The sequence below is a fragment of the Bradyrhizobium sp. SYSU BS000235 genome, assembly GCF_049747295.1.
In the GTDB taxonomy this organism is placed as follows: domain Bacteria; phylum Pseudomonadota; class Alphaproteobacteria; order Rhizobiales; family Xanthobacteraceae; genus Afipia.
In genome coordinates this window covers 92257-116973 of sequence record NZ_JBMHJM010000001.1, presented here as the reverse complement: position 1 = coordinate 116973, position 24717 = coordinate 92257, and the positions used below count along the sequence as shown (strand labels likewise).

Below are 24717 nucleotides of genomic sequence, written 5' to 3'. Positions count from 1 at the left end.
GATGACATCTATCTCGACTTAATCACGCGCCATTGCGTCTTGATGGTGTGTGATGCACAGCGCGATCATTGAATGCGCAACGTGCGCGAGAGAAAAACAACTTGAGATATTGAAGATGAGTGCGCGCGAGAAAAATTATCGCTGCGTTCGCTTCGCATTCTTCTGATTTCACAAGTGCGAAACGCGACCGTCACGAACTGCGACTAAAGCAGTACATGTTAACTTCAAATGGGGTCGACAATGCAAACCACGAAATATCTCAACAACGGATGGCGCGCTAGCACAGCGCTGTGCGTCATTACGTCGCTTCTTGTTTCGACTGCGAGCTACGCTGCTGAAGTTGGTCGCAGCAGCTGGGATACGCGCGCGCATCCCAATCCTTATCTGAACAAAGAAGTTGAGACCAATGGTCTCAAGCTTCAATCGAATGCCGTACAGAACGCGGACAAGCAGAAAAAGAATCCTGCCGACTCGCTCAAGACGGAAAGCCCGATCAAGCATGTGATCATCCTGATCGGAGAAAACCGCGGTCTCGATCACACCTTTGGTGTGTATCGTCCGAAGGGCAAGAAGCAGACGATTTCGAACCTCCTCTCGAAGGGAATCGTCAACGAGGATGGCTCGCCGGGCCCGAATTACGCGTTGGCGCAGCAGTACTCAGTCGGTGCGCAGTCGTCGTTCTATATCAGCGCGCCTGAAAACGCGAAGTTCCCATACAGCGCTTCCAGCGTGATGCCGCAGCCGAACACCGGCGGTACCCCGACAACGCAAAGCGATACTGCGCCTCCTTTCAAGACGATCGCAGAAGCACACGTCGAGAAGGACATGAATCCGGCGGATCTCGACATCGTGACGACCGGTGCGAGCGGCCTGGCGAAGAACGTTCTGGATACTCGCGTTCCTGGTGCCGGCAATCTGAGCGGTCCGTACCCGCTGCAGGGCCCGCAGATTAGCGATGACGACTACACCGGCGATACTTCGCACCGCTTCTATTCAGATTGGCAGCAGGACGACTGCAGCGCCGCCAATGTGACGAAGGAAGACAACTCCGGCTGTAAGATGGATTTGTTTCCGTTCATCATGTCGACCCTCTCGCCATCGAGCGCCGGTAACTCGATGGGCTTCTACAATGCAACGCAAGAGCAGGCTCCGATCCTGAAGATGCTTGCTGACCGCTTTACGCTGAGCGACAACTTCCATCAGTCGTTCCACGGCGGCACGGGCGCCAACCACTTCATGCTCGGCACCGGCGATGCCGGTTACTGGACGGATGGACATGGCAATCCTGCTGTGCCGCCTGCCAGCATAATCGCGAATCCGAACCCGAAGCCCGGTATCAACAACAAGTACACCGTCGACGGCAATTTCAGCGAATGCGCGGATATCTTCCAACCCGGCGTGCAGCCGATTGTGAACTATCTCTCGCATCTGAAGTACGCTGCCGAGCCGAACTGTCAGCACAATCACTACTACATGCTGAACAACACCAATCCGGGCTATCTCCCGAACGGTGCGCTGTCGGGCGGCAACAATCTTCCGCCGTCTCCTGTCCGTACCATCGGCGATGCTCTGATGGAAAAGGACATCTCGTGGGCTTTCTATGGTGGCGCCTATAACGCTGCCGTCGCTCTGTCGAATGCCGCCGTTTCCAAGAATCCGACCAATCCGGATCTGGGCGCAGCAGCACTTGCCGATCCGGCGAACGCGGTGGGTGTGGCTTATTGCCAGATCTGCAATCCGTTCCAGTACGCAACTTCGATCATGGCTGACCCAGCGATCCGGACGGCTCACATCAAGGACACCTCTGACCTGGTCCAGTCGATCCAGGACAACACCTTGCCGGCAGTTTCGTTCGGCAAGCCTGACGGTATCCTCGATGGCCATCCGCAGAGCTCGAAGGTCGATCTGTTCGAAGCCTACGTGCTCAACGTTCTCGGCGCACTCGATGCCAACCCGAAGCTGAAGGCGGAAACCGCGGTGTTCGTCACCTGGGATGAAGCCGGCGGTTATTGGGACTCGGGCTACATCCAGTCGATCGACTACTTCGGCGACGGACCGCGTATGCCGCTGCTGATCCTCTCGCCGTATTCGACCGGCGGTAAGATCCATCACGGCTATGGCGACCATGTTTCGCTGCTGAAGTTCATCGAGCGTAACTGGAAGCTCAAGCCGATCACCAGCCGCAGCCGCGACAACCTGCCGAACCCGACTGTCAAGAAGAACAATCCGTATGTGCCGACCAACAGCCCGGCGCTCACGGACCTGTTCGATGCATTCGATTTCGACAACGCGGTTGTTCAGAATTTCACTGAGTAATACCGCGATAGGTCATGGGCCTTGTATTGTGAGTTTGAGCGTCTTGTGCCTGTGGTCTTGAAAGTAAGTGACGGCGCCGATCCGGCTTCTTGCCTGGTCGGCGCTGTTCTTTTTCCAGAATAGAGTTTGGTGTGATGATGAAGCTGTCAGTAGTTCCCGGCATCGCACGCTGCTTTCTGACTTGTGCGATGATTATGTGCACCAGCGCGGTGGCGGGCGCCCAGCAGTTCTCGGCCGACTTCTCTGAAACAGCCGCCGGACAGGTCATGGCGCATCCGCCAACGTCTTCCGGAAAAATCTACGCCTCGAATACCAAAGTCCGCATTGAAGCGTCTCGCTTTCCCGGAGATTACTTTTTGGTCGATAGCGAGAAAGGGACGGCATATCTCGTCAAGCCGTCCAGCGGCATCTTCATGGAAGCACGGCAGTCCAGTCCGTTGACACGTTTATTGATTGGCGTCGAACCGGAGAATCCATGCGGCGAATGGCAGCGGATGGCGATCGTCTCAGGAGCATCGGAGCAGGGTGATCATTGGGACTGTCAGCGGATTAGCGAGGAAAAAATTGGTGACCGTACAGCCGTTGCTTACCATGCGCATTCGGCGGGGCAGGATCTCATGGGATGGATCGATCCCGGCCTCAGATTTCCGTTGAAGATCCAGGCAGAAAAGATAGCAACGTTTTCTCTCGCAAACGTGCAGGAAGGACCTCAACCCGCAAATTTGTTCGAGATTCCCGCGAATTACAGGAAGTTTGATCCACGCGAGCTTATCGAACGCATGAAGCACAGCGACGTATGGGTTGAGGCTCCGAAGCCTTAAAGCGCGTATGATTTTCCTGAGAGCATTTGGTTCAAGTAGCCAGGCGAAGCGTGCTCTTCCGCGGATCTGCTATGACTCTGGTGCGCAGCATCGCGACCCTTGGTAGATAGCTTCGAGGGCTGCTGTATGGCGGTATTGGGAAGCTGCCAAATTGTCACGCATCCCGATGAAACGATTGGCTGAAGCGCTTACCTGTTCTACCCTCGATGGGTTGGTTGTCTTGGGCTACGAGGAACTGAAGCCACTTCGCAGCGGTTTTTATGACTTACTTATACGTCTGGTGCGCCCCGCCATGTCATCGCCAAAGGAAGTCGAGATCAAACTCGAATTGCCCGGGGAGCTCAAGGAGCTGCCGCTTTCGAGCAATGACAACGATCCTGCCCAAAGCGAGGATCTCACCTCGGTTTATTTCGATACAGATCGGCTCAAATTACACAAGCATGGCGTGACATTGCGCGTGCGACGCGTCGGCGACCATTACGTGCAGACCATCAAGGCGTCTGACGGCACGTTGTTTGAGCGCGGTGAATGGGAAGCCGAAATCGGTGGGGACCGTCCCGATTTGGACGTCGCGCGAGGGACCGCACTGCAATCTTTCATCGACGAAAATTTTCTGAACGAATTGCGTCCTGTCTTTGAGACGCGTGTTCGGCGCAGTACCTATCCGCTCATAACCAAGGACTACGAGATTATGTTGTCGGTCGATCACGGCTCGATCGATACAGGCAAGGATACGATTGCGCTGAATGAGGCAGAGCTGGAGCTCAAGCGAGGGAGCAGGGCGCATTTGTTCAGGATTGCTCGTTCATTGTCGCGTTCCGCCCATGCGGATCTGGCGGTGAAGAGCAAGTCTCAGCGCGGTTATGAATTGCTGGACGGCTATAAGGCCGCGGTCGAGAAAACCGACAGTGTTACGATTGAAGCCGGGATGAGGACATCAGACGCGTTTCGGCTCGTTGCCAGCATGTGTCTCAAGCAGGTTGTCGCAAATAGATCCGCGGTTCTTGCATCAGACCCCGAAGGGATTCACCAGATGCGCGTCGGGCTGCGTCGTTTGCGCACAGCGATCTCGCTCTTCTCGGATATCATCCCTGGAAAGAAGACGGATGATATCAAGGTCGAACTGAAATGGCTGACGGCCGAACTTAGCCCTTCGCGGGAGCTGGATGTTTTTGTGAATGGGGTTGTTCATCCACTTGAGGGCTCCGCTCATTCAGCCGAACTGCGGCCGTTAGCCGCCGAACTTTCAAAGCGGCGGGATGCTGCGCTTGAGCGGGCAAAGGCGGCAGTGTGCTCTCAGCGGTTTCGCAATCTCACGCTCAACGTTGCGGAATGGCTTGAAATCGGGCGCTGGCGCAGGCCGCAAGATATGCTGTTGCGTGAAAGATGTGAGCAGCCGGTTGAGGCGACGGCCGTTGCGCAGTTGAATCGGCGGTGGCGGAAAATCCGCAAGCGAGGACGCCGCTTGCTTGAACTCGACGCCACGCAGCGACACAAGCTGCGGATTCAGGCCAAGAAAGTGCGTTATGCGTCGGAATTCTTTGAGGCGCTGTTTCCGGGAAAAAAGCTGCAAAAGCGTCAGCGGAAGTTTGTTGCTGCAGTCAAGGATATCCAGAACTGTCTCGGCGATCTCAATGATATCTCCGTGCATATATCACGCTCAAAAGAGATCGCGGCGGAAATCTCAGAAGCAACGTTCGCCGCTGGCTTGGTGGTTGGTCACGAAGAGGCGCGGGAGGCGGCTGTTCTTGTTGCGGCCGAGCAGGCCCATAAGAGCTTCAGCAAGGCACGGCCTTATTGGAAATAGAACAAGGCCGGGTGCTTTGATTCTGGAGCAACTGCGATGTTCGGTGCGGACTAGTCAACTGGGTAGAATGCACCGGGCCGCGGTGCAAAAATTGCCGGGTGGAGCGACGGAATATGCAGCGCATCTGCAAAATGTCCCCGGATTCCAGTCATTTGTTGCTTGGCATAGAGCCTGCAGGGTTCTCGGCAAGCTAATGCTTGCTGGGAGCTCTCGCTATGTCGTCGACCATCGGATCCTATTCTCCTTCGCTGTTGAATTCTGCGCGAAACAGCTATGCAGCGGCTGCCGCTCAGCCAAGTTTGGTGCAGTACATGGACGAGGATCCGAACGAAGCGCGGACTTTTTCCGATTCTGTAACGGTGTCTGACGAAGCAAAGGCTCTTTTTGCCAGCATGTCTGCGGACGTTGCGGATCCATCTGCAGACGTTGCGGATCCAAACGCACGCGTCGCCGCAGCTGAAGATGCATCGGCTTCCGATGAGACAGGCGGCGCCAATGATGCGCCAGCCGCGGATGCGCCGGACGCAGCTGATTCCTCCGACCCGGCCGATGCGCCGTCGGATCCCCTCGATGCCATTCGGGCCTGGTTCGATGACCAGTACGACGAGCTTGGCATTTCTTCCGCTATGCTCGACGGGAAGGTTGCGGTCGATTTGAGCGGCCAGAGCAGAGAGACCTTGTCGCAGGTTGCTTCCAATGACGACGGTGTCTTCAGTGCCGATGAGAAGGCGGCTGCCGCGGCTGAATTGAACTCGCGCTTCAACAACGCAATGGCGTCGCACGTGGTGATTGCCCGCCATACGGGCGATTATGCGGGCCTTTACCAGGCGGCGTCGGATTACATGGATCAAGCGAGCGATGCTGAAAAGGCGACAGATGCCTGGAAGGATCAGAATCAAGCCATCAAGGATGGGCTTTCTGCTGCAAGGGCATCGTTCGGCAAGGCGCCCGACACCGGTAACAGCAATGATCCAATCCGTGCGCTGCTCGATCAGTCGGCTCCCACCACCGGTGCCATCGGCCCTGATTCCACCACCCAAGATGTCGCCGACTATGCCCGCGCGATGCTTGATGACCAGGAGAACCACGCCCGGGACAATGGATCGGAATTGGTTTTTGACCCATCGCGAAAGACCGGTCAGCTTGTCGATTTTTCAAATTTCGATAACCGAACGCTGGCGACGATCGTTCTGAATCAGGGCTCCTCGTTCTCAAGTCAGGAGGCCTACGCGGCCAAGACCGAACTTGAGCGGCGTACGCGGGCGAACATCCTTGGTGCTATGAACTCGTCGTCAGGAGATAGTTCGTCGTCCGGGCCGGGAGGCGTGATCCAGGGCTATCTGAACATGAGCGACGAGGAGAAACAGGTCCTCGGCGTGACCGACGACGTCACGAACAAGCTCATCCAGAACTACAGAACGATGCTGTCGGTGCAGAGTACGCTGAACAGCGCCGGTGGTCTGGCTGCCTATCTGTAAATGGTGGGTTAGCGCGAGCGCGGCTTTATCGTCGGCAGGCATTTTTCGGGAGGCTCTTCTTCTTCGGAAGAGGAGCGGCTCCAGTTTTGTTTGTTTGCCGAGATTTTCCGACAGAACCTTAATGCATCGCGCGATGCGCATCGTCCTATAATAGGGGGTGCCGCTGTGGTTCTTGTTACGTGATCGGTCCTGCCGGACGCGTAACCATTCGTTAAGACTCTTCGCGGCGTGTCGCGTCTTTGCAGCGATTTCCCGTTGGCAGGAGGCGCGTGCGAAGCGGGTGTTTGTCGTCGTTCCCTTGTCACATAACGGCGTTAACACTCCCATGGCGAGGGGTGTCCGAGCGATGCCCTCGAATCCAGATATTGGTATTTTCTTATATATTTCAGATGTTTATTTTGGCGCTCGCAAGTTAAGTGATGCCGCCGTTTGCTGTCATATGACTGTCATCCAACCTCCATAAAAGCTCTATGCCGGACCTTTAGACAGGCGGCCTCGGGAGGCGATCTCAAGAAGTCGCATGCCCGCTCACAAGATGGAGAGAACCTGTGAATTTCATCAAAACAATCGTCGCTGCCGGTCTTGTGGCCGCATCGACGTCGGCTTTTGCCGCTGACATCACTGGCGCGGGAGCGACGTTCCCGTTCCCGGTCTATTCGAAGTGGGCTGACGCCTACAAGAAAGAAACCGGCAACGGTCTGAACTATCAGTCGATCGGTTCGGGCGGCGGCATCAAGCAGATCCAGGCCAAGACCGTGACCTTCGGTGCGACCGATGCGCCGCTGAAGGCTGAGCAGCTCGACAAGGATGGTCTGGCGCAGTGGCCGATGGTCATGGGCGCGATCGTGCCGGTCGTGAACCTCGAAGGCATCAAGTCCGGTGAGCTCGTGCTCTCGGGTGAAGTGCTAGGCGACATCTATCTCGGCAAGATCACCAAGTGGAACGACGCCGCGATTGCCAAGCTGAATCCGAAGCTGAAGCTGCCGACGGATGCGATCACCGTTGTGCGCCGTTCGGACGGTTCGGGAACGACCTTCAACTTCACCGATTATCTGTCGAAGGCAAACGCAGAGTGGAAGACCAAGGTTGGTTCCGGCACTGCGGTTGAGTGGCCCACCGGCGTTGGCGCCAAGGGCAACGAAGGTGTTGCCGGCAACATCGGCCAGACCAAGAACTCGATCGGCTACGTCGAGTACGCCTATGCGAAGCAGAACAAGCTGACCTACGCCGCGATGATCAACAAGGCTGGCAAGACCGTGCAGCCGACTGTTGCTGCATTCCAGGCTGCCGCTTCGAACGCCGACTGGTCGCACGCTCCTGGCTACTACGTCATCCTGACCGACCAGCCGGGCGATACTTCCTGGCCGATCACGGCTGCAACCTTCATCCTGATGCACAAGACCCCGACCGATAAGGCTGCAGCGGCTGAAGCTCTGAAGTTCTTCAAGTGGTCGTTCGAGAAGGGCGGCAAGATGGCTGAAGAGCTCGACTACATTCCGATGCCGGAAACGGTCGTCAAGCAGATCGAAAAGACCTGGTCGGCTGACATCAAGAGCTAAGACATTTGCGGAGGAGAGGGCGACTTCTCCTCCGCTTAGTCTCCGGGTAGCGGTTTCAAACAGAGTTCATTGAGAGCAAGGGGAATCAGCGTGGCAGAGATGGCTGTACAAAGCACTTCGATGGAAGCTGCAGGGCCTTACGACCGCGCCAAGGCGTTGAGCGCCTTCAAATTCGGGGACAAGGCATTCTACTGGACCACGCGCGCCTGCGCGATCGGCGTGCTTCTCATCCTCGGGGGCATTATTTTATCTCTGATCGCGGGCGCGTGGCCTGCGATGCGGGAGTATGGATTTTCTTTCCTGTGGACGCAGCGCTGGGCGCCGTCTGCAAATCCGCCGGTGCTCGGTGCGGTGGGGCCGATCTACGGCACCCTGATCACATCGGTCATTGCAATGTGCATTGCCATCCCGGTCGGTATCGGCATTGCAGTCTTCCTGACGGAGCTTTGCCCCCAATGGCTGCGCCGCCCGATTGGTATGGCAATTGAGCTGCTCGCGGGCATTCCATCCATCATCTACGGCATGTGGGGCTTCTTCGTGCTCGGGCCATTCCTGGCCAACACATTTCAACCCTTTATGATCAAGATCTTCGACGGCGTGCCTGTCCTCGGAGCGATTTTCGCTGGCCCGCCGTCCTACCTCAGCCTTTTCAATGCGTCGTTGATCCTGGCGATCATGGTGCTGCCGTTCATCACCGCGATTTCACGCGACGTGTTCGCGACGGTGCCTCCGGTGCTCAAGGAAGCGGCTTACGGCTTGGGCTGCACGACCTGGGAAGTCGTGCGCAGCGTCGTCATTCCATACACCCGTGTCGGTGTGATCGGCGGCGTCATGCTGGCGCTCGGACGCGCGCTTGGCGAGACGATGGCCGTGACGTTTATTATCGGTAACTCGTTCCGCATTTCGTCTTCTATCTTCGCTCCTGGAACGACGATTTCGGCGGCGATCGCGAGCGAATTCGCTGAAAGCGACGGGTTGCATCAATCAGGCCTCATGTTGCTTGGCTTGCTGCTGTTCGTTCTGACGTTCTTCGTGCTCGCTGGAGCTCGCTTGATGCTGATGCGCCTTGAGAAGAAGGCGGGAGGCTAAACTCATGAACCCGATTTACGCATCCCGCCGCCGCTCGGACATCATCGTCAGATTTTTGTGCCTGGGAGCCGCTCTGTTCGGCGTCACCTGGCTGGCTCTGATCTTGTTCACTCTGTTTTATAACGGCCTTGCGGGCCTCTCACTTCAGCTCTTTACTGAAAATACGCCGCCCCCGGGTTCTACTGAGGGCGGACTGCTGAACGCCATCGTCGGCTCGCTCATCATGACCGTGTTGGGTGTCGGTATCGGTGCTCCGATTGGACTGTTTGCTGGGACTTATCTCGCCGAATACGGCAAGCACGACAAACTCACCTCGGTGATCCGGTTCATCAACGACATTCTGCTGAGTGCGCCTTCGATCATCATCGGTTTGTTCATCTATGGCGCGGTCGTTGTGCCGATGGGTGGGTTCTCCGCGCTTGCCGGTACGCTGGCTCTCGCCGTGATTGTCATTCCGGTTGTGCTGCGCACGACGGAAGACATGTTGCGGCTGGTGCCGAGCCAGCTTCGCGAAGCTGCTTCGGCGCTGGGCTTGCCACGGTCCCTCGTGATCAAGCGTATCGCATATCGTGCCGCACGCTCTGGTCTGATTACCGGCATCCTGCTTGCGACCGCACGTGTCGCGGGTGAAACTGCGCCGCTGCTGTTCACGGCACTCAGCAACCAGTTCTTCAGCCTCGATCTGACCAAGACGATGGCCAACCTGCCGGTGACCATCAACAACTTCGTCCAAAGCCCCTATGCGTACTGGAAAGAACTCGCGTGGAGTGGCGCATTGATCATCACGTTGACCGTACTTGCCCTTAACATTGGCGCACGCATTCTTGTCGCCGAGAGGACAGCAAAATGAGCGAGCTTTCTGTGTCCACCAGTCATTCCACAAACCCGGCTCCATCTATGATGGCGGTGCCCGACGCGCGTCCAAAAGTGACGGTGCGCGACCTGAATTTCTATTACGGCGAGCATCACGCGCTCAAGAATATCAACCTGACGCTGGGCGAGAACCGGGTGACCGCGTTCATCGGACCGTCGGGATGCGGCAAGTCGACGTTGTTGCGTATCTTCAACCGGATGTATGATCTCTACCCGGGTCAGCGCGCGGTGGGACAGCTCATGCTGGACAACACCAACATCCTGGACCCGAAGCTCGATCTGAATCTGCTGCGTGCTCGGATCGGCATGGTGTTTCAGAAGCCGACGCCGTTCCCGATGACCATCTATGAAAACATCGCATTCGGCATCCGTCTTTATGAAAAGATATCGAAGTCGGAAATGGACGGGCGCGTTGAGACTGCGCTGCGTGGCGGTGCGCTCTGGAATGAAGTGAAGGACAAGCTGAATGCGAGCGGCCTGAGCCTTTCGGGCGGCCAGCAGCAGCGCCTGTGTATCGCGCGAACGGTCGCCGTGCGGCCGGAAGTGATCTTGTTCGACGAGCCTTGCTCGGCGCTTGACCCGATTTCCACTGCAAAGGTCGAAGAACTGATCCAGGAACTGAAGGAAAATTACACGATCGCGATCGTTACGCATAACATGCAGCAGGCGGCGCGCGTGTCCGACAAGACGGCGTTCATGTATCTCGGCCAGCTCATCGAGTTCGATGAAACAAACAAGATCTTTACGTCGCCGACGGATCGGCGGACGCAAGACTACATCACCGGCCGTTTCGGCTGACGCTTACCGCGTGGAGAATTATTATGGGAACAGATCATACCGCCAAGGCGTTCGACGAAGATCTCCAGGAGCTTAATCGGCTCGTTGCAGAGATGGGTGGTCTGGCGGAACGTCAGATCGTGGATTCCGTCGATGCTCTGATCCGTCGGGACGTCGCGCTGGGCAAGCGCGTGGTCGCCGCTGATCTCGATATCGACAAGTTGCAGCATGCCATCGAAGAGCGTGCAGTATTGACGATCGCTCGCCGTCAGCCAATGGCTGTCGACCTTCGCGAGATCGTCGGCTCGCTGCGGGTTGCGACCGACCTGGAGCGCATGGGCGATTTGTCGAAGAATATCGGCAAGCGCGTTGCTGCACTCGACAGCGATTTCCATCCGTTGAAGCTGATCCGTGGTCTCGAGCATATGACCGACCTGGTGCAGTCTCAGGTCAAGTCGGTGCTCGACGCTTATGCCGCGCATGACCTGCCGGCCGCCATGGCGGTTTGGAAAGGCGACGAAGAAGTCGACGCGATCTGCACCTCGCTGTTCCGCGAGCTGCTGACTTACATGATGGAAGATCCGCGCAATATCGGCTTCTGCATCCATTTGATGTTCTGCGCCAAGAACATCGAACGGATCGGGGACCATGCGACCAACATTGCCGAAACGGTCTTCTACATGATCGAAGGACAACAGATGCTCGATCAGCGCCCCAAAGGCGATATGACGAGTTTTGCGACGGCTGTCTCAGGCAGCTGATTGGAAGGATATAAATTGAAGGATCGGACATGAGCGCCCGAATTCTTGTCGTCGAGGATGAAGAAGCGTTGACGACGCTGCTTCGCTACAATCTGGATGCCGAAGGCTACGATGTCGAAACCGTTGCACGCGGGGACGACGCCGACACCAGACTCAAGGAGCATATTCCGGATCTGATCGTGCTCGATTGGATGCTGCCTGGTTTGTCGGGGATCGAGCTTTGCCGTCGTCTAAGGGCAAGGCCTGAAACGAAGCAGATCCCCATCATCATGCTGACCGCGCGTGGCGAGGAAAGCGAGCGGGTGAGGGGTCTCGCGACGGGCGCTGACGATTACATCGTCAAGCCGTTCTCGGTCCCGGAATTGCTGGCGCGGGTGAAGGGCTTGCTGCGACGGGCCAGCCCGGAGCGTCTCGCCACGGTTTTGGCTTTCGGCGATATCGAGTTGGACCGCGATCGGCGCCGTGTGGCCCGTTCCGGCCGCCCGATTGATCTGGGGCCCACCGAATACCGTCTTCTGGAGTTCTTCCTGGAACATCCGGGACGTGTTTTCAGCCGGGAGCAATTGCTCGACGGCGTTTGGGGACGCGACATCTATATCGATGAGCGCACCGTGGACGTTCATATCGGCCGGCTCAGGAAGCTCCTGAACCTTGGCCGGGAGCAGGATCCCATCCGCACCGTTCGCGGAGCGGGCTACGCCCTGGATGATCGCTTCGCCAAGGCTGAGTGATCTCGATAAAATTATTGCAGAGCAGCATTTGTCTGATGTTGCTTTGCAATCCTGGGTAGGGCGAATAACAATTTTGTGCCAATGAAGGGCAAAATTGCACCTCGCATTTGGTCATCTCCGTGTTAACCTGACTCTCGACGGGGCAGCGAAACCCAGTCGCAGGATTGAATTGGGAAGGAGAACCAAAATGGCCTGGAAAGCTCCAAAGATTGTTGAAGTGCCGGTTGGCATGGAAATCAACATGTACGCCTGCGCGGCGCGCAAGTAAGTCTGCAAATTTCTTCAGTTTAAAAGACAATTGGTCCGGTTTGCGTAAGGGCTCGCCCAATGGGTGAAGTTCTTTCGCAGCCGGCCTTGTTTGTGTCTGGGTCTGGATTCCGCGAACCGGGATTGCCGGAGGCGTTTTGATGTTGCGCGTTGTCGTTCTCGGGGTGGCGGCTGGTGGCGGCGTCCCGCAATGGAACTGCAACTGTGAGGTCTGCCGAATCACACGTCTTGAGCGGCCGGACTTGCGAGCCACGCAGGCATCGATAGCGGTCAGCGCTGACCACAAACACTGGTTTCTGATCAATGCTTCACCTGACCTGCGCCAACAGGTGATCGCGACCCCGCAACTTCATCCAAAGCCGGATCAATTACGCCATAGCCCGATCGCAGGCGTCATCCTGACCAATGGCGAGGTCGACGCCGTCGCGGGGTTGCTGTCCCTGCGTGAGGGTTGGCCATTTACCATCTACGCTCACCAACGCGTTCTTGCGACGCTGAGGGACAACAGCATCTTCAATGTTCTGAGTGCGGAGCGGGTGCGTCGCGAACCGATCGAATTCGATGCCACGTTCGAGCCCAAGTTGGCGAACGGCTCGCCGTCGGGGTTGGAAGTTTTGCCATTCCTCGTTCCTGGTAAACGTGCCTGGTATCTTGAAGACGCTGCTGCACCTGCGGTGGACGATGAGGCGGGCGACACCGTGGGGCTGCGGATTGCGGACAAGCGGAGTGGCCAATACTTCTTTTTTCTTGCCGCTTGCGCCGCCATGACCCCAGAGCTGAAGATGCGTCTGAAAGACGCGCCTCTGGTGTTTTTCGACGGAACGGTCTGGCGCGATGATGAACTGATCGCCGCAGGACTTGGCAGCAAGACAGGGCAGCGGATGGGACACATGGCCATGTCAGGCGCGGATGGGGCAATCGCAGCGCTTGCCGGCCTCGGGATCGCCCGTAAGGTTTTTCTTCACATCAACAATTCCAATCTGGCGCTGCTGCCCGAGACTGCGGAGCGCGTGCAGATCGAGCAGGCCGGATGGGTCATTCCCTCGGACGGGATGGAGATTATCGTTTGAGAACGACAACAGCCTTTTCGTTAGCAAAAGGAACACCACTCGCCAGCGCGGAAGACCTGGAGGCTGCGCTGCGGCACATTGGTGAAACGCGCTATCACAACCTGCATCCGTTTCACCGGTTGCTGCACGGCGGCAAGCTCAACAAGGGGCAGGTGCAGGCCTGGGCGCTCAATCGCTACTATTATCAGAGCTCCATTCCCATCAAGGACGCCGTGGTCCTGTCCCGTTTTCGCGACCGCAATATCCGCCTGGAATGGCGGCATCGGATCGAGGATCACGACGGCAATTTCGGCACCGAAGGCGGTATCGAACGCTGGCTCAAGCTGACCGAAGGGCTTGGCCTCGACAGCAATTATGTGGAGTCGGCCGAGGGGATTCTTCCGGCAACGCGTTTCGCGGTGGACGCCTATGTCCATTTCGTCCGGGACAAGACACCGCTTGAAGCGATCGCATCGTCGCTGACCGAATTGTTCGCGCCGAACCTCCATGAAGAGCGCATTTCCGGAATGCTCGCGCACTACGATTTCGTCAATCCGAACATCATGAGCTACTTCAAGCGGCGCCTGGAACAGGCCCCGCGTGACGCCAATTTCGCGCTCGATTTCGTCAAGGTGCATGCAACCACGCCGGAACAGCGTGAGGCGGTTTGCAATGCACTCATCTTCAAGACCAATGTGCTGTGGGTTCAGCTCGATGCGCTCTATCACGCCTATGTCGACGGCCACATACCGCCGGGGGCCTTTGTGCCGGAACAGGATTGAAGCCATTGCGAAATCGTCTGATCGACATAACTGAAGGTAGTCACCCGGTGCTGGCCCGGCACGCGAAGCTGCGTTTCGATGAGACACGGCAGCGATGGGTGATCCTGGTCCCGGAGCGCGTGCTGGCTCCCGACGACATTGCGGTCGAGATCCTCCAGCTGTGCGATGGCGTTCGGAGTGTCGATGCAATCATTGATACGCTGGCGGAAAAGTATGTTGCTGATCGTGTGCTGATCGCCACCGATGTGATCGCCATGTTGAAGGACCTTGCGGAGAAGGGATTTTTGGCCGAAGCACAGGACACAAAATCATGAGTCCGACGCTGACCGACGCGAGCCCCGTCCACGCCGATCCTGCTGACGGATTGGCGGTCCTGGAGACGCGCAGGTCGCAGGCGGAGACCTTTGGCATTCCGCTGGCTGTTTTGGCGGAAATTACGCACCGCTGTCCGTTGCAATGCCCTTATTGCTCCAATCCCGTCGAGCTTGAACGCAACGCCGGTGAGCTTTCGACCGAGGAGTGGAAGCGAGTTCTGAGCGAACTTGCCCAGATCGGGGTGTTGCAAATCCATTTTTCCGGCGGTGAGCCGACGGCGCGGAAAGACCTGGCCGAGCTGATTCAGCACGCAACGGACGTTGGGCTTTATTCCAACCTGATTACGTCTGCCGTGCTGTTGACGAAAGACAAGCTCGCAGCGCTGGCGGATGCCGGATTGTCGCACGTCCAGATCAGTTTTCAGGGCAGCGAACACGTCGTTGCTGATCGTGTTGCTGGGCTGAAGAACGCACATGCGAAAAAGATCGAGGCTGCGGGATGGGCGAGGCAGCTTGGCCTGCCGCTGACGGTCAATGCGGTGATGCACCGCCAAAACCTGTTTCAGCTTCCCGAAATCATCCAGATGGCGGTCGATCTCGATGCTGATCGGCTGGAGGTCGCCAACGTCCAATACTACGGCTGGGCGTTGAAAAATCGCGCCGCATTGATGCCGACCATGGAGCAGATCGAAGAGACTTCACGGGTTGTCGAGGAAGCGCAGGAAAGGCTGAAGGGCATTCTCGCCATCGACTATGTGGTGCCGGACTACTATGCGCTAAGACCGAAGAAGTGTATGGGCGGCTGGGGGCGGCAGTTCTTCAATATTTCGCCGTCGGGCAAGGTGCTCCCTTGCCATGCGGCCGAGACGATTACGGGCCTGCATTTTGAGTCCGTCCGCGATCATTCGGTGGCCTGGATCTGGCAGAACTCCGAGGCCTTTAATCGCTACCGCGGCACGGGCTGGATGCCCGAACCCTGCCAGAGCTGCGCGTACAAGGAGATCGACTACGGTGGCTGCCGCTGTCAGGCTTTTGCGTTGACTGGAAATGCCGGCAACACCGATCCGGCCTGCGCACTGTCTCCGGTTCACGAGGAAATTTTCAAGGCGGCGTTGACGGAGTCCGCGGAGGATAATCGCCGGTTTATCTATCGTAACTTCGCCGGCGGCACGCTGGAAACGGAAGATGTCCATGGCAGCTGACGCCGGAGAGGCAGTGCCGTCCGGCAAACAGGCTGATCCATTTGCTCCCCTGACGACGAGGCATCTGCCGGTCGGTGATGGTCACGAAATCTACGTCGAGACCGTCGGCCGCGTCGATGGAATTCCGGCCGTGTATCTGCATGGCGGGCCGGGAAGTGGTTGCCAGCCGGACCACCGAAAGCTGTTCGATCCGCAACGTTTTCATGCCGTGCTGTTTGATCAGCGGGGCGCGGGTCGAAGCCGCCCCAGGGGATCGCGCGACGCAAATACGCTTCCTCATCTGATCGCGGATATGGAAGCAATCCGTGAGATGCTGGGTATCGAGCGCTGGCTTGTTATTGGCGGGTCTTGGGGCGCAACATTGGCGCTTGCCTACGCTCAAGCACATCCAGACCGCGTCAGCGGTATCGTATTGCGGGCAACTTTCCTCGGCACGCGCGCTGAGCTGGAATGGACTTTCACCGGCGGATTGCGCCGGTTCTATCCCGCCTTGAACGATGATTTTCTCAGCTTGCTTGCACCGGACGAGCGCGATCAGCCGCTTGATGCCTACTGGCGCCGCATTCTTGACCCCGATCGCGCAATTCATGGACCGGCAGCCCGCGCTTGGCATGACACGGAGCGGATTCTTTCCGACCTCAAGCCAGCGAAAGCGCGGCTCGATCTCGATTCGGTTAACAACAGTTCTCGCGCATTACCGTCGACGCCATTCATGGAAGCGCATTACTTCCGCAACGACTGCTTCATGCAGCCGGGACAACTTTTATCAAATGCAGGCAAACTGAAAGGCATTCCCGGGCTCATCGTGCAGGGGCGCTATGATCTTTTGTGCCCGCCCAACACCGCGCACGCGTTGGCAGCGGTGTGGCCTGATGCAAGCTTGCGTATTGTCGATGCGGCCGGGCATTCCCTTTACGATCCGGGCATAAGGGATGCCGTCGCAACCGCAATTGCGGAGCTAGTGTCCCAGTTCTGACATTCGTATCAGCTTGCGGCTAGCTCGTTTACGAATGTCAGAACCTAAGGGACACTAGCAAAAATATGAACCTAGTGCGGTTTTGGATCTGACGTTCGTATGATGGATTCGCGGTTAATTCTGATACGAACGTCAGATCCACCGCACCAGCAGGCACATAAGAGTTTCTGATTGCAAAGCACGTTGGAAATTTGGAGAGTGCGCGGCGCAAGCATCGGCTTCTAATAAGCTTTGAAGAGGGAGGAAGTATATGAAAGTGTTTTCGTCTGTTTCGCGTAGCGTGTTGCTCGCGAGTGTCTTTACAGGCGTGTTCGCATTTGCAGCAAACAGCCAGCAGCCAGCCAGTCCACCCGCCGTAGCGCCGGCACCGGCTGCAGCCCCAGCTGCTGCGCCCGCACTTCCTCCGGGGTCGCCGCTGATTGGGCGGCCTGACACCCCTGAAGCGGCCAAGCTGGCTCCAGTTGCCGCGCCTCCTATTCCGGCGGCTGCCGATAAGCTGCCGACTGCAAAGCTCAAGGTCCCGGCAGGCTTCAACGTCGAAGTCTACGCTTCCGGCATGGCGAATGCCCGCTCGATGGCACAGGGTGACAAGGGTACGGTCTTCGTCGGCAGCCGTCTGGTCGACAAGGTCTATGCGATCACCAACAAGGACGGGAAGCGGACCGTAAAGGTCCTTGCGTCCGGTCTCTATCGTCCCAATGGCGTCGCTTTCCATAACGGCACGCTCTACATCGCCGAGCTGTCGAAGATCTCCAAGATCGACAAGGTGGAAGACAATCTCGAAAATCCGCCGAAGCCGACGATGATCTACGACAACCTGCCGAAGGACGAGGCCCACGGCTGGAAATTCATTGCGGTTGGTCCCGACAACAAGCTGTACGTGCCGATCGGTCAGCCGGGCAACAACGTGCTTCATGACGACGCACACGGCCAGATCCGGCGCATCAATCTCGACGGCAGCGGCGCAGAGGTGATCGCAAAAGGCGTTCGCAATACGGTCGGATTCGACTGGAATCCCGAGACCAAGCAGCTCTACTTCACGGATAACGGCCGTGACTGGCTGTCCGAAGACATTCCGCAGGACGAGCTCAATCGCGTCGCCAAGACCGGCGAAGATTTCGGCGCGCCTTACTGCTACCAGGGCAACTTCACCGATCCAGAGTTCGGTTGGGGCAAGTCCTGCAGCCAGTTCACCGCACCTGTCGGCTTGATGGGCCCGCACACGGCCTCCCTCGGCATGCGGTTCTACACCGGCAGCATGTTCCCGAGCAGCTATAAGAACACGATCTTCGTTGCGCGCCACGGCTCCTGGAATAAGAGCAAGAAAGAGGGCGGAGACATTGTTGCGGTGAAACTGAACAAGGACGGCACCGTAAAGTCGGTTGAGCCGTTCCTGACCGGCTTCATCGAAGACAACAAGTATCTCGGCCGTCCCGTGGACGTGCAGCAGATGAAGGATGGATCATTGCTGGTTTCGGACGACTGGAACGGCGCGGTGTACCGCGTCAGCTACGGCAAGCAGAAGTCGGCTTCGAAGTAACCGGCGCATGAAAACAATGAAGTCGGGAGCGTAGAGCTGCTCCCGACTTTTTCTTTTCGCATTTCGCTTCTATAGCTTCTGCGCTTACAAAATTTGGATTGGCCGATGCGTATTCCCTTGACTGTTCTTGCGTTCCTCCTTGCAACGATGGCTGCCCGAGCCGACTCATTTCAGGATCGTGTCGCACCGTGTCTTGCGTGCCATGGAGAGAAGGGGACGTCCGAGACCGAGAACACGCCATCACTGGGTGGGCAGCGGCCGGCTTACGCGCTGATCCAGCTTTATATGTTTCGTGAGAAATTGCGGACCTTCGACATCATGAACGAGATGGCGAAGGATTTGACCGACGATGATCTGCGGACATTCTCGGATTACATCGGCACCCTGCCGAAGCCCACGCCACCGGCGGACGCCGGCGATCCCGCACGCATGCAGCGGGGACTGGCACTGGTTCAACAGCACCGTTGTAACGTTTGCCACACGCCGGACTTTTCCGGACAGGAGAACGTGCCGCGGATCGGCAATCAGCGTGAGGACTACCTCGTCAAAACCATGCGGGAGTACAAGGACAACAGCCGCCACGGTTACGATGCGACCATGGCCGAGGTGCTTCAGCCGGTGACCGACGAGCAAATCGTCGACCTTGCTTATTATCTGGCGCGCGTTCGCTAGCTTGCTTCGTCCGGGGAGATCAGTGCGGCAGCGTCACGTCGACGGTTAGCCCCGAGTACCAGGCCGCCAGATCCGCGATGTCATTGTCGGACAAGGGCTTGGCCACCACAGACATGGTCTCGTCCTTGCGCTCTTCGGAGCGGAAGGCCTTGAGCTGCTTTTCCAGGTACATGGCAGGCGAGCCTGCGATATTCGGAGCTACGGGCATCTTGGACAGGCCGTCGATCCCGTGGCAGGGCGCGCATTGCTGGGCTTTCTTGCGGCCAGCCTTGGCATCACCGTCGGCATGAGCCGAGGTCACAGCGAGACTTAGGGATATCAGCAGTAGTGGAAAAGAAAGCTGCCGTCCGGTCATCTCGTTGTCCTCTGAAGCTGATTAGCACCGAAGTGAGAAAATTCTGCCGTGAGCGGGTGAGCTCACGGCAGAATGTGTAAGTGTAGAGTTCTACTTCCCGTTGTATGTGATGCGATAGAGCGCACCTGCGAGATCGTCGGAGACGAGCAGGGAGCCGTCACGCAGCTGCTCCACATCGACGGGGCGTCCGAGATATTCACCGTCGGAGGTCAGCCAGCCTGACGCAAAGACTTCGGTCTTGTCGGCGCTGCCGTCAGCCTTCAAGGGGGTGAACATGATGCGGGCGCCGACCGGCTCGGTGCGATTCCACGAGCCATGCTGGGCGGAGAAGATGCCGCCCCGATACTTCGCCGGGAATGACTTGCCGGTATAGAAGCTCATTCCAAGGTCGGCGGCATGGGCGTCCATCTCGACTTCGGGATAGACCACGTTCGCGGGTGGCGTATCGGCCTTGTATTCGACGGTGCGGACCTTACCGCCGCCGTAATACGGGAAGCCGAAATTCTGACCGGCCTGCGTGATGCGGTTCAGCTCGCCGGGGGGAATGCCGTCTCCCATACCGTCGACCTGGTTATCCGTGAACCAGAGCTGGCCGTTCTTCGGATTGAAGTCCATACCGACCGAATTTCGGATGCCGCCCGCAAAAACCTCACGGTTCTTGCCATCCTGATCCATTCGGATGATGCCACCGATGCCGGCCTTGGCAAATCCCTCAAGCTTGTCCTTTGCAGGGACGTTGAAGGGTTGTCCCAGGGTAATATACAGCTTGTTGTCCGGCCCGATGCGACAGACTCGCGCAGTGTGATTGAAGCTCTCGTCTTCTTTCGGGATAAGCTCGCCCTGAGGCACGACTTGCCCGACGGCAATGTCGGGGCTCTCGTAGAAAAATTCGGCTGCAGGGAAGCTGAGGACCCGATTCTGCTCCGCAATATAGAGGACGCCATCCTTCGAGAAGCAGACGCCGTTCGGAATTGTAAACTTCACTGAGGGGGCGAATTCCTTCACTTCCTCGGCAAAGCCTGCCTTGCCGCGGTCTGTCACGGCATAGACTTTGTTCTTGCGGGTGCCCACGAAGGTAACCACGCCCTGCGGTCCGACGGCAATATGCCGCGCGTCGGGTACGAGAGCATAGAGGCTGATTTTGAAGCCTGGCGGAAGCTTGACCTTCGCAAGGTTGGCCTTGATCGCGTCAACCTTGCGGCCGGTCTGAGGAACGGTGGGAATGTCGGTAACGCCGGTGGTCTTGAATGCGCCGAGCTTATCTAGGTTATCCGAAGGCTGGGCAGACGCGGAAACTGCGGATGCACACAGGAACGCGGCAACAGCAACTGAACTGAGAGCACGAAATTTAGCAGCGTAAAACATTGATTTATCCTCCCGGTGGAGCCCGATTTTTGAAGTTTTACATTCACAAGCCTAGCGAAGCCGTGGAACTGCGCAAGATCAAAGCGCTTCAGAAAAATTCTTTGGCGGCGCAACATTGTCGGAAGTGGACATCGCACGATTGTGATTTTCGGCGCGCGCGTTCGCCGTCGCTTCTTTTATGTCGCCTTTATGAAGTCGCCTGACGGACCGTCTCGATTTCCTATGACCGTTTTCGCACCTTCTGACACAGAGCAGTCTGCGTGCTGCGGCGGATGTTGGGAGACTGAAGATGGCTATCCTTCACCCGGGTGCAGGAAAGTACCGGGACATCAGCGACGATGATTATCGTGCGTATCTTATTACCCGTAACCAAGAGCCGATCGTCTATCATTCACGGGATGTGCAGTTTAAGCGCCTGCAGGTCCATGTGCGCAATACATTGAATCAAATTGGTCGCTTTCTGCATTGGATGCACGAGGTCATCATCAAATCGCAGAGCCGAAGGCTTTAGCGTGAGCTGATGATGCGGGGCTTTTGCCGGCATTGCGCGCCGTACGATCGCGACGGCGGGATCGCAGGAGATGGCCGCGAGCCAGTCAAGCTGCATTCAGCAGCGAAGACCCTTCCATAGATCATCGCGTGATCTTGCCTTGATGGACCTGATCTTGGGCTTGGTGGTTGCTTCTTCGAGCTCGAGCACGGCCACGAACGCGCGCTTGATGCGTTCATCCTTGATCCTTTCGAGATGACGGCGCAGCACTGCGATACTGCCCGCCTGCCGCGGGTTTTCGACGGCTGCGCAGACTTCGACGCTGGTTCTATGGAAAAACCTGAAGCCGCACGGGCCGGAGTGCCGGGCGCCGAGTCTGTCAATTTCGGCGGCCGCCGCAAATACCGCGAGCTTGTCATCGGCATCGAGCGTCGTTGTAAACCGCAGCAACGCCAACAGCCAGGCGCGCACGGTCCTGGAGTGCCAATCGCTGATTTCGGTCTTGACGTTCATGGAGAATTCTCTGGCCCAGTCGGCGCTCAGAGGGTTGAAGCCGAAGGCTGCAAACTGGGCGTGGGGCCAACCACAGGATAAAACCCACACTCCTTGAACAAGCTTTCTACCGCTGCGGCGATATCGCTCTTCGCGTCATTCGGCAGCTCAACCAACGGCAAGCGTACGCGAGGTGACATCAGTCCAAGGAGGCTCAGGACATATTTCAGGGGCGCGGGCGTCGGCTCGCGTGACAGAGCGGCCGTGAGAAGTCCGAGTTGCACAGCAAGATTTCTGGCAACCTGTCGCTCTCCCTGTCGGCAGCTTCGGTACATCTGCTGGCAGAGGTCGGGCGCCACATTCGACGTCATGGAGACACAGCCGTCCCCGCCATGGACAAGGAATGCCGGTGCGGTCGTATCGTCTCCTGAGAGGAGCCGAAATTCGGGTCTCAGCAGCGATCGTAACCGCAGCGGGCGCGTGATATCCCCCGTGGCATCTCTCAAGCCGATAAACTGCGGTGACTCGGCAAGTTGCGTGATGGAGTCGTCGGACAGGTCGCGGACCGTTCGGGAAGGGACATCATGCAGAACAATCGGTAACGCAGTGGAGTCTGCAATGGCATAAAAATGCGCACAGATTCCTGATTGCGTCGGCTTGTTGTAATACGGAACAACAGACAAGACCGCGTCAGCCCCGTCTGCCTCCGCTTGCTTGGTCAGCTCAATCGCCTGGCTCGTCGAATTCGATCCGGCCCCCGCAATCACCGCCGCGCGCCCGGAAGCGGCTTGCACCGCTGTGCGGACGAGGGCTGAGTGCTCGGCAGGACTGAGTGTCGAATCCTCGCCGGTAAGCTCGCCGACCACGAGAGCCGTTGCGCCGGCTGCAATCTGCCGTTCGCACAGCTGACGAAACGATGTGAGATCGATTTCGTGAATACTGTCGAACGGCGTAGGAAGATCGGGAATGTAACCCCGCAGCCAGGAAGAGGGAGAATGCATTGCAAGCGTCATCTGTTTTACGCGGCCTTTGCCATGTGACTGAAGTTTTGCCGGCGTGCCGACAGCACGAAGCTGTCGCGGCATCTGACGCCGGCCTCGATCCTGAATCCGAGGCGTTCCAGCCGCTCGCGAATTTTCATGCTCATGCCGTTTTCGCGGGAGTTGATCACGACGGCTATCGTTGCCGTCGTGCTCAGGAAATGCGTCATCTGCGCCAGCATCGCTTCGAGCGCTTGAAGCGAATGGCGGCCTGCAATCAGGCCGACCGTATATTGAGCCCGCGGAATGCATCGGCCCATCGTTGTCACACGGAAGAATCCGCGACGGCGGAGATCGAGATCGATGTCCGCGCTGTCGCTCCCCGCGACAACGATACGATGAAGGCTTGATGGCCGCGTCAGTTCGATCATTGTTCTGACGATTTGCTCACGAGCGAGGTCAGGGGTTTGAAACACTGATGTCTCCTGAACAAGAAGAATTGGGAGATACGTTACGCGACCCGCCGTTGGCGCAAGTCCTGGGCGCCGAAGGCGCCGTTGCTTGCGATTGCAAGCTCGGGTCGGTTGACGTTACGGCCGGAAATGTCGAGCTCGAGGACGTATGGCGTCGACACGATCGCTTCGGGATGATGGCCGTTTTCGAAGAGGGCATATCGGACAGCCTCAGCGCGATTCACGAACAGGCCACCAAAGAGTCCATTTTTTTCCTGTGCAACCCAGTTGCCTCGGCTGTTCTTGCCGATGAAAACGAGTGACGAGCTACACGAGGGAGGTTCAGTCTGCTTCACGGTTTATCTCCTGAGTAACGTGAATCGGAGCGATCTCTGTTCACGCGAGAAATGTCTGCTCCAAGGCATATGATTTCGAGAGCGGAGTCTGTGCGATTTCATAGGGAAAACATAAGCGGGGTGCTGCAAGGGCAAACAAGCCATCGTTTTACGACGCTGCTGCACTGTTGAAAGCAGATGTGAGACAATAGAGCGCAGCATAGGCCACGCCTTCATCCCAGTGCGTGAGAGCGGAGTCGAATAACGTCTCTCTTCGTAACGATCCGGCGACCACACAGAGGATCGCGGATAACCAGAGCAGGGCGGCCATGCTCCTGGTGAAGGAAACGCTTCCAAGCGCTGCGAAAACGCTGAGAACGGCGATCCTCAGGAAAAATCGGACGAGGACCTGCATAGATCGCGTGTCGTTTGGCATATTCGGCGATTGTGCCATTGCGCCCCCACTTAGCGATGAGACGAGTTAAATGCTCAGGCGAAATTTTCGCAGAGAACCGTCTCATCACGCGGTGTCCGGACCCGGGGCACTGTCGGCTTGCGAGCCGCCTTGGGTGTTTCCGGCGATTGTCGGAGCGCTTCGACGACCGCGCTCAGGATAGCGAGTGAGAGGTCCCAATGATGGGTCTCGATCGCATCGTCGAGCCATTCGGGGAAGTCAGGCTGGAGGGAGAGGGCGCAGTGCCACTGACCTTCATCATAAACGAGGCGGCGAAGCTTCCATTGCGGCAACTTGTCTGCGATCAGCGTAAGTCCTGCATCTGTCCATGCGCCTGCGGCAATCAGTTTTTGCAGTTGGACAGGGATGTCGTCCCGATCGTTTTCGTCACCACGACAGGCTTCCGTCGCGATTGTCGTCACAAGATCGTCCGTGAGACCATTGGCGTCGCACAGTCGGTTTGTGATCGCGATGAGCCGTTTGGTTCGGCTGGCGTGATAGAACATCGCTTTGCACCTTCCTACTGCAAGTCGAGCGCGCGAACGCGATCGAAGCTCAAAGTGTGCAAAGCGCCATTTGAATGCGAGAGGGAAACAACAGCGAAGATATAGCCGCCGTATAAGTGTACCGGCGCCATGAGCGGATGGCCCGTACCAATAACGGCCGAACGTCCGTTGTCATCTGTCGCATATTTCTGTGATGGGCGGGCTCACGACAAACGTGGTGGCAAACGAGATTTAGCGAAAACCTCATGAATTGCAGCGGCTTGACACGTCTTTT

Annotated in this window: 26 protein-coding genes; 19 read left to right on the top strand and 7 right to left on the bottom strand. The window is 57.4% G+C overall.

Going from position 1 to position 24717, the window contains the following annotated elements:
• The first annotated feature begins 240 nt into the window (after nt 1–240).
• The 18 genes from ACP0KA_RS00525 (at nt 241) to ACP0KA_RS00440 (ending at nt 19014) form a co-directional block, all read left to right on the top strand.
• Entirely contained in the window at nt 241–2316 is a 2076-nt protein-coding gene (locus tag ACP0KA_RS00525; protein ID WP_424626883.1) for an alkaline phosphatase family protein, read from the top strand.
• A gap of 131 nt (nt 2317–2447) precedes the next feature.
• Complete coding sequence (locus ACP0KA_RS00520; protein WP_424626882.1) at nt 2448–3137, top strand: hypothetical protein; 690 nt, start codon at nt 2448–2450, stop codon at nt 3135–3137.
• Nucleotides 3138–3429: 292 nt separating this feature from the next.
• The gene (locus tag ACP0KA_RS00515) at nt 3430–4944 is read left to right on the top strand and encodes a CHAD domain-containing protein (protein ID WP_424626881.1); all 1515 of its coding nucleotides are present in this window, start codon (nt 3430–3432) and stop codon (nt 4942–4944) included.
• Between the two features lie 215 nt (nt 4945–5159).
• Nucleotides 5160–6422, top strand: coding sequence for a hypothetical protein (locus ACP0KA_RS00510; protein ID WP_424626880.1), 1263 nt, complete (start codon nt 5160–5162; stop codon nt 6420–6422).
• 548 nt (nt 6423–6970) lie between these two features.
• A complete protein-coding gene (gene pstS, locus ACP0KA_RS00505) occupies nt 6971–7981 on the top strand; it encodes a phosphate ABC transporter substrate-binding protein PstS (protein ID WP_424626879.1) in 1011 nt (336 codons plus the stop codon).
• A 99-nt stretch (nt 7982–8080) separates the two neighbouring features.
• Nucleotides 8081–9070, top strand: coding sequence for a phosphate ABC transporter permease subunit PstC (gene pstC / locus ACP0KA_RS00500; RefSeq protein ID WP_424626878.1), 990 nt, complete (start codon nt 8081–8083; stop codon nt 9068–9070).
• A 4-nt stretch (nt 9071–9074) separates the two neighbouring features.
• A complete protein-coding gene (gene pstA, locus ACP0KA_RS00495) occupies nt 9075–9920 on the top strand; it encodes a phosphate ABC transporter permease PstA (RefSeq protein ID WP_424626877.1) in 846 nt (281 codons plus the stop codon).
• Nucleotides 9917–10741, top strand: a complete 825-nt coding sequence (gene pstB, locus ACP0KA_RS00490) for a phosphate ABC transporter ATP-binding protein PstB (RefSeq protein ID WP_424626876.1) — start codon at nt 9917–9919, stop codon at nt 10739–10741. The genes pstA and pstB overlap by 4 nt, the downstream gene beginning before the upstream one ends.
• 23 nt (nt 10742–10764) lie before the next feature.
• On the top strand, nt 10765–11481 hold the full coding sequence (gene phoU / locus ACP0KA_RS00485) for a phosphate signaling complex protein PhoU (protein WP_424626875.1): 717 nt from the start codon (nt 10765–10767) through the stop codon (nt 11479–11481).
• Nucleotides 11482–11510: 29 nt separating this feature from the next.
• A complete protein-coding gene (gene phoB, locus ACP0KA_RS00480) occupies nt 11511–12212 on the top strand; it encodes a phosphate regulon transcriptional regulator PhoB (protein WP_424626874.1) in 702 nt (233 codons plus the stop codon).
• Between the two features lie 187 nt (nt 12213–12399).
• Complete coding sequence (gene pqqA / locus ACP0KA_RS00475; protein ID WP_012029362.1) at nt 12400–12480, top strand: pyrroloquinoline quinone precursor peptide PqqA; 81 nt, start codon at nt 12400–12402, stop codon at nt 12478–12480.
• Between the two features lie 139 nt (nt 12481–12619).
• Nucleotides 12620–13549, top strand: coding sequence for a pyrroloquinoline quinone biosynthesis protein PqqB (pqqB, locus tag ACP0KA_RS00470; protein WP_424626873.1), 930 nt, complete (start codon nt 12620–12622; stop codon nt 13547–13549).
• Nucleotides 13546–14310 carry a pyrroloquinoline-quinone synthase PqqC gene (gene pqqC / locus ACP0KA_RS00465; protein WP_424626872.1) on the top strand — a complete coding sequence of 255 codons (765 nt, stop codon included), beginning with the start codon at nt 13546–13548 and terminating at the stop codon, nt 14308–14310. Before pqqB ends, pqqC begins: the two co-directional genes overlap by 4 nt.
• A gap of 5 nt (nt 14311–14315) precedes the next feature.
• Entirely contained in the window at nt 14316–14624 is a 309-nt protein-coding gene (pqqD, locus tag ACP0KA_RS00460) for a pyrroloquinoline quinone biosynthesis peptide chaperone PqqD (protein WP_424626871.1), read from the top strand.
• Complete coding sequence (gene pqqE, locus ACP0KA_RS00455; RefSeq protein ID WP_424626870.1) at nt 14621–15826, top strand: pyrroloquinoline quinone biosynthesis protein PqqE; 1206 nt, start codon at nt 14621–14623, stop codon at nt 15824–15826. The genes pqqD and pqqE overlap by 4 nt, the downstream gene beginning before the upstream one ends.
• Nucleotides 15816–16802: a prolyl aminopeptidase gene (gene pip, locus ACP0KA_RS00450; protein ID WP_424626869.1), complete on the top strand. Its 987-nt coding sequence runs from the start codon at nt 15816–15818 to the stop codon at nt 16800–16802. Before pqqE ends, pip begins: the two co-directional genes overlap by 11 nt.
• A 250-nt stretch (nt 16803–17052) precedes the next feature.
• On the top strand, nt 17053–18342 hold the full coding sequence (locus tag ACP0KA_RS00445) for a PQQ-dependent sugar dehydrogenase (protein ID WP_424626868.1): 1290 nt from the start codon (nt 17053–17055) through the stop codon (nt 18340–18342).
• Between the two features lie 105 nt (nt 18343–18447).
• Nucleotides 18448–19014 carry a c-type cytochrome gene (locus ACP0KA_RS00440; RefSeq protein ID WP_424626867.1) on the top strand — a complete coding sequence of 189 codons (567 nt, stop codon included), beginning with the start codon at nt 18448–18450 and terminating at the stop codon, nt 19012–19014.
• Nucleotides 19015–19033: 19 nt separating this feature from the next.
• Here ACP0KA_RS00440 and ACP0KA_RS00435 read toward each other — a convergent pair whose 3' ends face one another.
• The gene (locus ACP0KA_RS00435; protein WP_424626866.1) at nt 19034–19369 is read right to left on the bottom strand and encodes a c-type cytochrome; all 336 of its coding nucleotides are present in this window, start codon (nt 19367–19369) and stop codon (nt 19034–19036) included.
• 90 nt (nt 19370–19459) lie between these two features.
• Nucleotides 19460–20734 carry a PQQ-dependent sugar dehydrogenase gene (locus tag ACP0KA_RS00430; protein WP_424626865.1) on the bottom strand — a complete coding sequence of 425 codons (1275 nt, stop codon included), beginning with the start codon at nt 20732–20734 and terminating at the stop codon, nt 19460–19462.
• Nucleotides 20735–21023: 289 nt separating this feature from the next.
• Here ACP0KA_RS00430 and ACP0KA_RS00425 point away from each other — a divergent pair, with 289 nt between their 5' ends.
• Complete coding sequence (locus ACP0KA_RS00425; RefSeq protein WP_424626864.1) at nt 21024–21245, top strand: hypothetical protein; 222 nt, start codon at nt 21024–21026, stop codon at nt 21243–21245.
• A 96-nt stretch (nt 21246–21341) separates the two neighbouring features.
• On the opposite strand, the gene ACP0KA_RS00420 is transcribed toward ACP0KA_RS00425, so the two are convergent.
• From ACP0KA_RS00420 to ACP0KA_RS00400, 5 genes are all read right to left on the bottom strand, one after another.
• Nucleotides 21342–21737, bottom strand: a complete 396-nt coding sequence (locus ACP0KA_RS00420; RefSeq protein ID WP_424626863.1) for a hypothetical protein — start codon at nt 21735–21737, stop codon at nt 21342–21344.
• Nucleotides 21738–21763: 26 nt separating this feature from the next.
• Nucleotides 21764–22717 (bottom strand): 4-hydroxy-tetrahydrodipicolinate synthase, encoded by a 954-nt coding sequence (dapA, locus tag ACP0KA_RS00415; RefSeq protein ID WP_424626862.1) that lies wholly within the window; start codon nt 22715–22717, stop codon nt 21764–21766.
• A gap of 17 nt (nt 22718–22734) precedes the next feature.
• Complete coding sequence (locus tag ACP0KA_RS00410) at nt 22735–23172, bottom strand: hypothetical protein (RefSeq protein ID WP_424626861.1); 438 nt, start codon at nt 23170–23172, stop codon at nt 22735–22737.
• 35 nt (nt 23173–23207) lie between these two features.
• The gene (locus ACP0KA_RS00405) at nt 23208–23504 is read right to left on the bottom strand and encodes a hypothetical protein (protein ID WP_424626860.1); all 297 of its coding nucleotides are present in this window, start codon (nt 23502–23504) and stop codon (nt 23208–23210) included.
• A 468-nt stretch (nt 23505–23972) separates the two neighbouring features.
• On the bottom strand, nt 23973–24443 hold the full coding sequence (locus ACP0KA_RS00400) for a hypothetical protein (RefSeq protein ID WP_424626859.1): 471 nt from the start codon (nt 24441–24443) through the stop codon (nt 23973–23975).
• Nucleotides 24444–24717 lie beyond the last annotated feature (274 nt).

Excerpts from the sequence above, each read along its gene's own strand:
- pstA (WP_424626877.1), top strand. The coding sequence starts at position 9,075 with ATGAACCCGATTTACGCATCCCGCCGCCGCTCGGACATCATCGTCAGA.
- ACP0KA_RS00435 (WP_424626866.1), bottom strand. The coding sequence starts at position 19,369 with ATGACCGGACGGCAGCTTTCTTTTCCACTACTGCTGATATCCCTAAGT.
- ACP0KA_RS00420 (WP_424626863.1), bottom strand. The coding sequence starts at position 21,737 with ATGAACGTCAAGACCGAAATCAGCGATTGGCACTCCAGGACCGTGCGC.
- ACP0KA_RS00425 (WP_424626864.1), top strand. The coding sequence starts at position 21,024 with ATGGCTATCCTTCACCCGGGTGCAGGAAAGTACCGGGACATCAGCGAC.
- ACP0KA_RS00515 (WP_424626881.1), top strand. The coding sequence starts at position 3,430 with ATGTCATCGCCAAAGGAAGTCGAGATCAAACTCGAATTGCCCGGGGAG.
- dapA (WP_424626862.1), bottom strand. The coding sequence starts at position 22,717 with ATGCATTCTCCCTCTTCCTGGCTGCGGGGTTACATTCCCGATCTTCCT.
- pstC (WP_424626878.1), top strand. The coding sequence starts at position 8,081 with ATGGCTGTACAAAGCACTTCGATGGAAGCTGCAGGGCCTTACGACCGC.
- ACP0KA_RS00525 (WP_424626883.1), top strand. The coding sequence starts at position 241 with ATGCAAACCACGAAATATCTCAACAACGGATGGCGCGCTAGCACAGCG.
- ACP0KA_RS00430 (WP_424626865.1), bottom strand. The coding sequence starts at position 20,734 with ATGTTTTACGCTGCTAAATTTCGTGCTCTCAGTTCAGTTGCTGTTGCC.
- ACP0KA_RS00440 (WP_424626867.1), top strand. The coding sequence starts at position 18,448 with ATGCGTATTCCCTTGACTGTTCTTGCGTTCCTCCTTGCAACGATGGCT.
- pip (WP_424626869.1), top strand. The coding sequence starts at position 15,816 with ATGGCAGCTGACGCCGGAGAGGCAGTGCCGTCCGGCAAACAGGCTGAT.
- phoU (WP_424626875.1), top strand. The coding sequence starts at position 10,765 with ATGGGAACAGATCATACCGCCAAGGCGTTCGACGAAGATCTCCAGGAG.
- pqqB (WP_424626873.1), top strand. The coding sequence starts at position 12,620 with ATGTTGCGCGTTGTCGTTCTCGGGGTGGCGGCTGGTGGCGGCGTCCCG.
- ACP0KA_RS00445 (WP_424626868.1), top strand. The coding sequence starts at position 17,053 with ATGAAAGTGTTTTCGTCTGTTTCGCGTAGCGTGTTGCTCGCGAGTGTC.
- ACP0KA_RS00400 (WP_424626859.1), bottom strand. The coding sequence starts at position 24,443 with ATGTTCTATCACGCCAGCCGAACCAAACGGCTCATCGCGATCACAAAC.
- phoB (WP_424626874.1), top strand. The coding sequence starts at position 11,511 with ATGAGCGCCCGAATTCTTGTCGTCGAGGATGAAGAAGCGTTGACGACG.
- pqqA (WP_012029362.1), top strand. The coding sequence starts at position 12,400 with ATGGCCTGGAAAGCTCCAAAGATTGTTGAAGTGCCGGTTGGCATGGAA.
- pqqE (WP_424626870.1), top strand. The coding sequence starts at position 14,621 with ATGAGTCCGACGCTGACCGACGCGAGCCCCGTCCACGCCGATCCTGCT.
- ACP0KA_RS00510 (WP_424626880.1), top strand. The coding sequence starts at position 5,160 with ATGTCGTCGACCATCGGATCCTATTCTCCTTCGCTGTTGAATTCTGCG.
- pstB (WP_424626876.1), top strand. The coding sequence starts at position 9,917 with ATGAGCGAGCTTTCTGTGTCCACCAGTCATTCCACAAACCCGGCTCCA.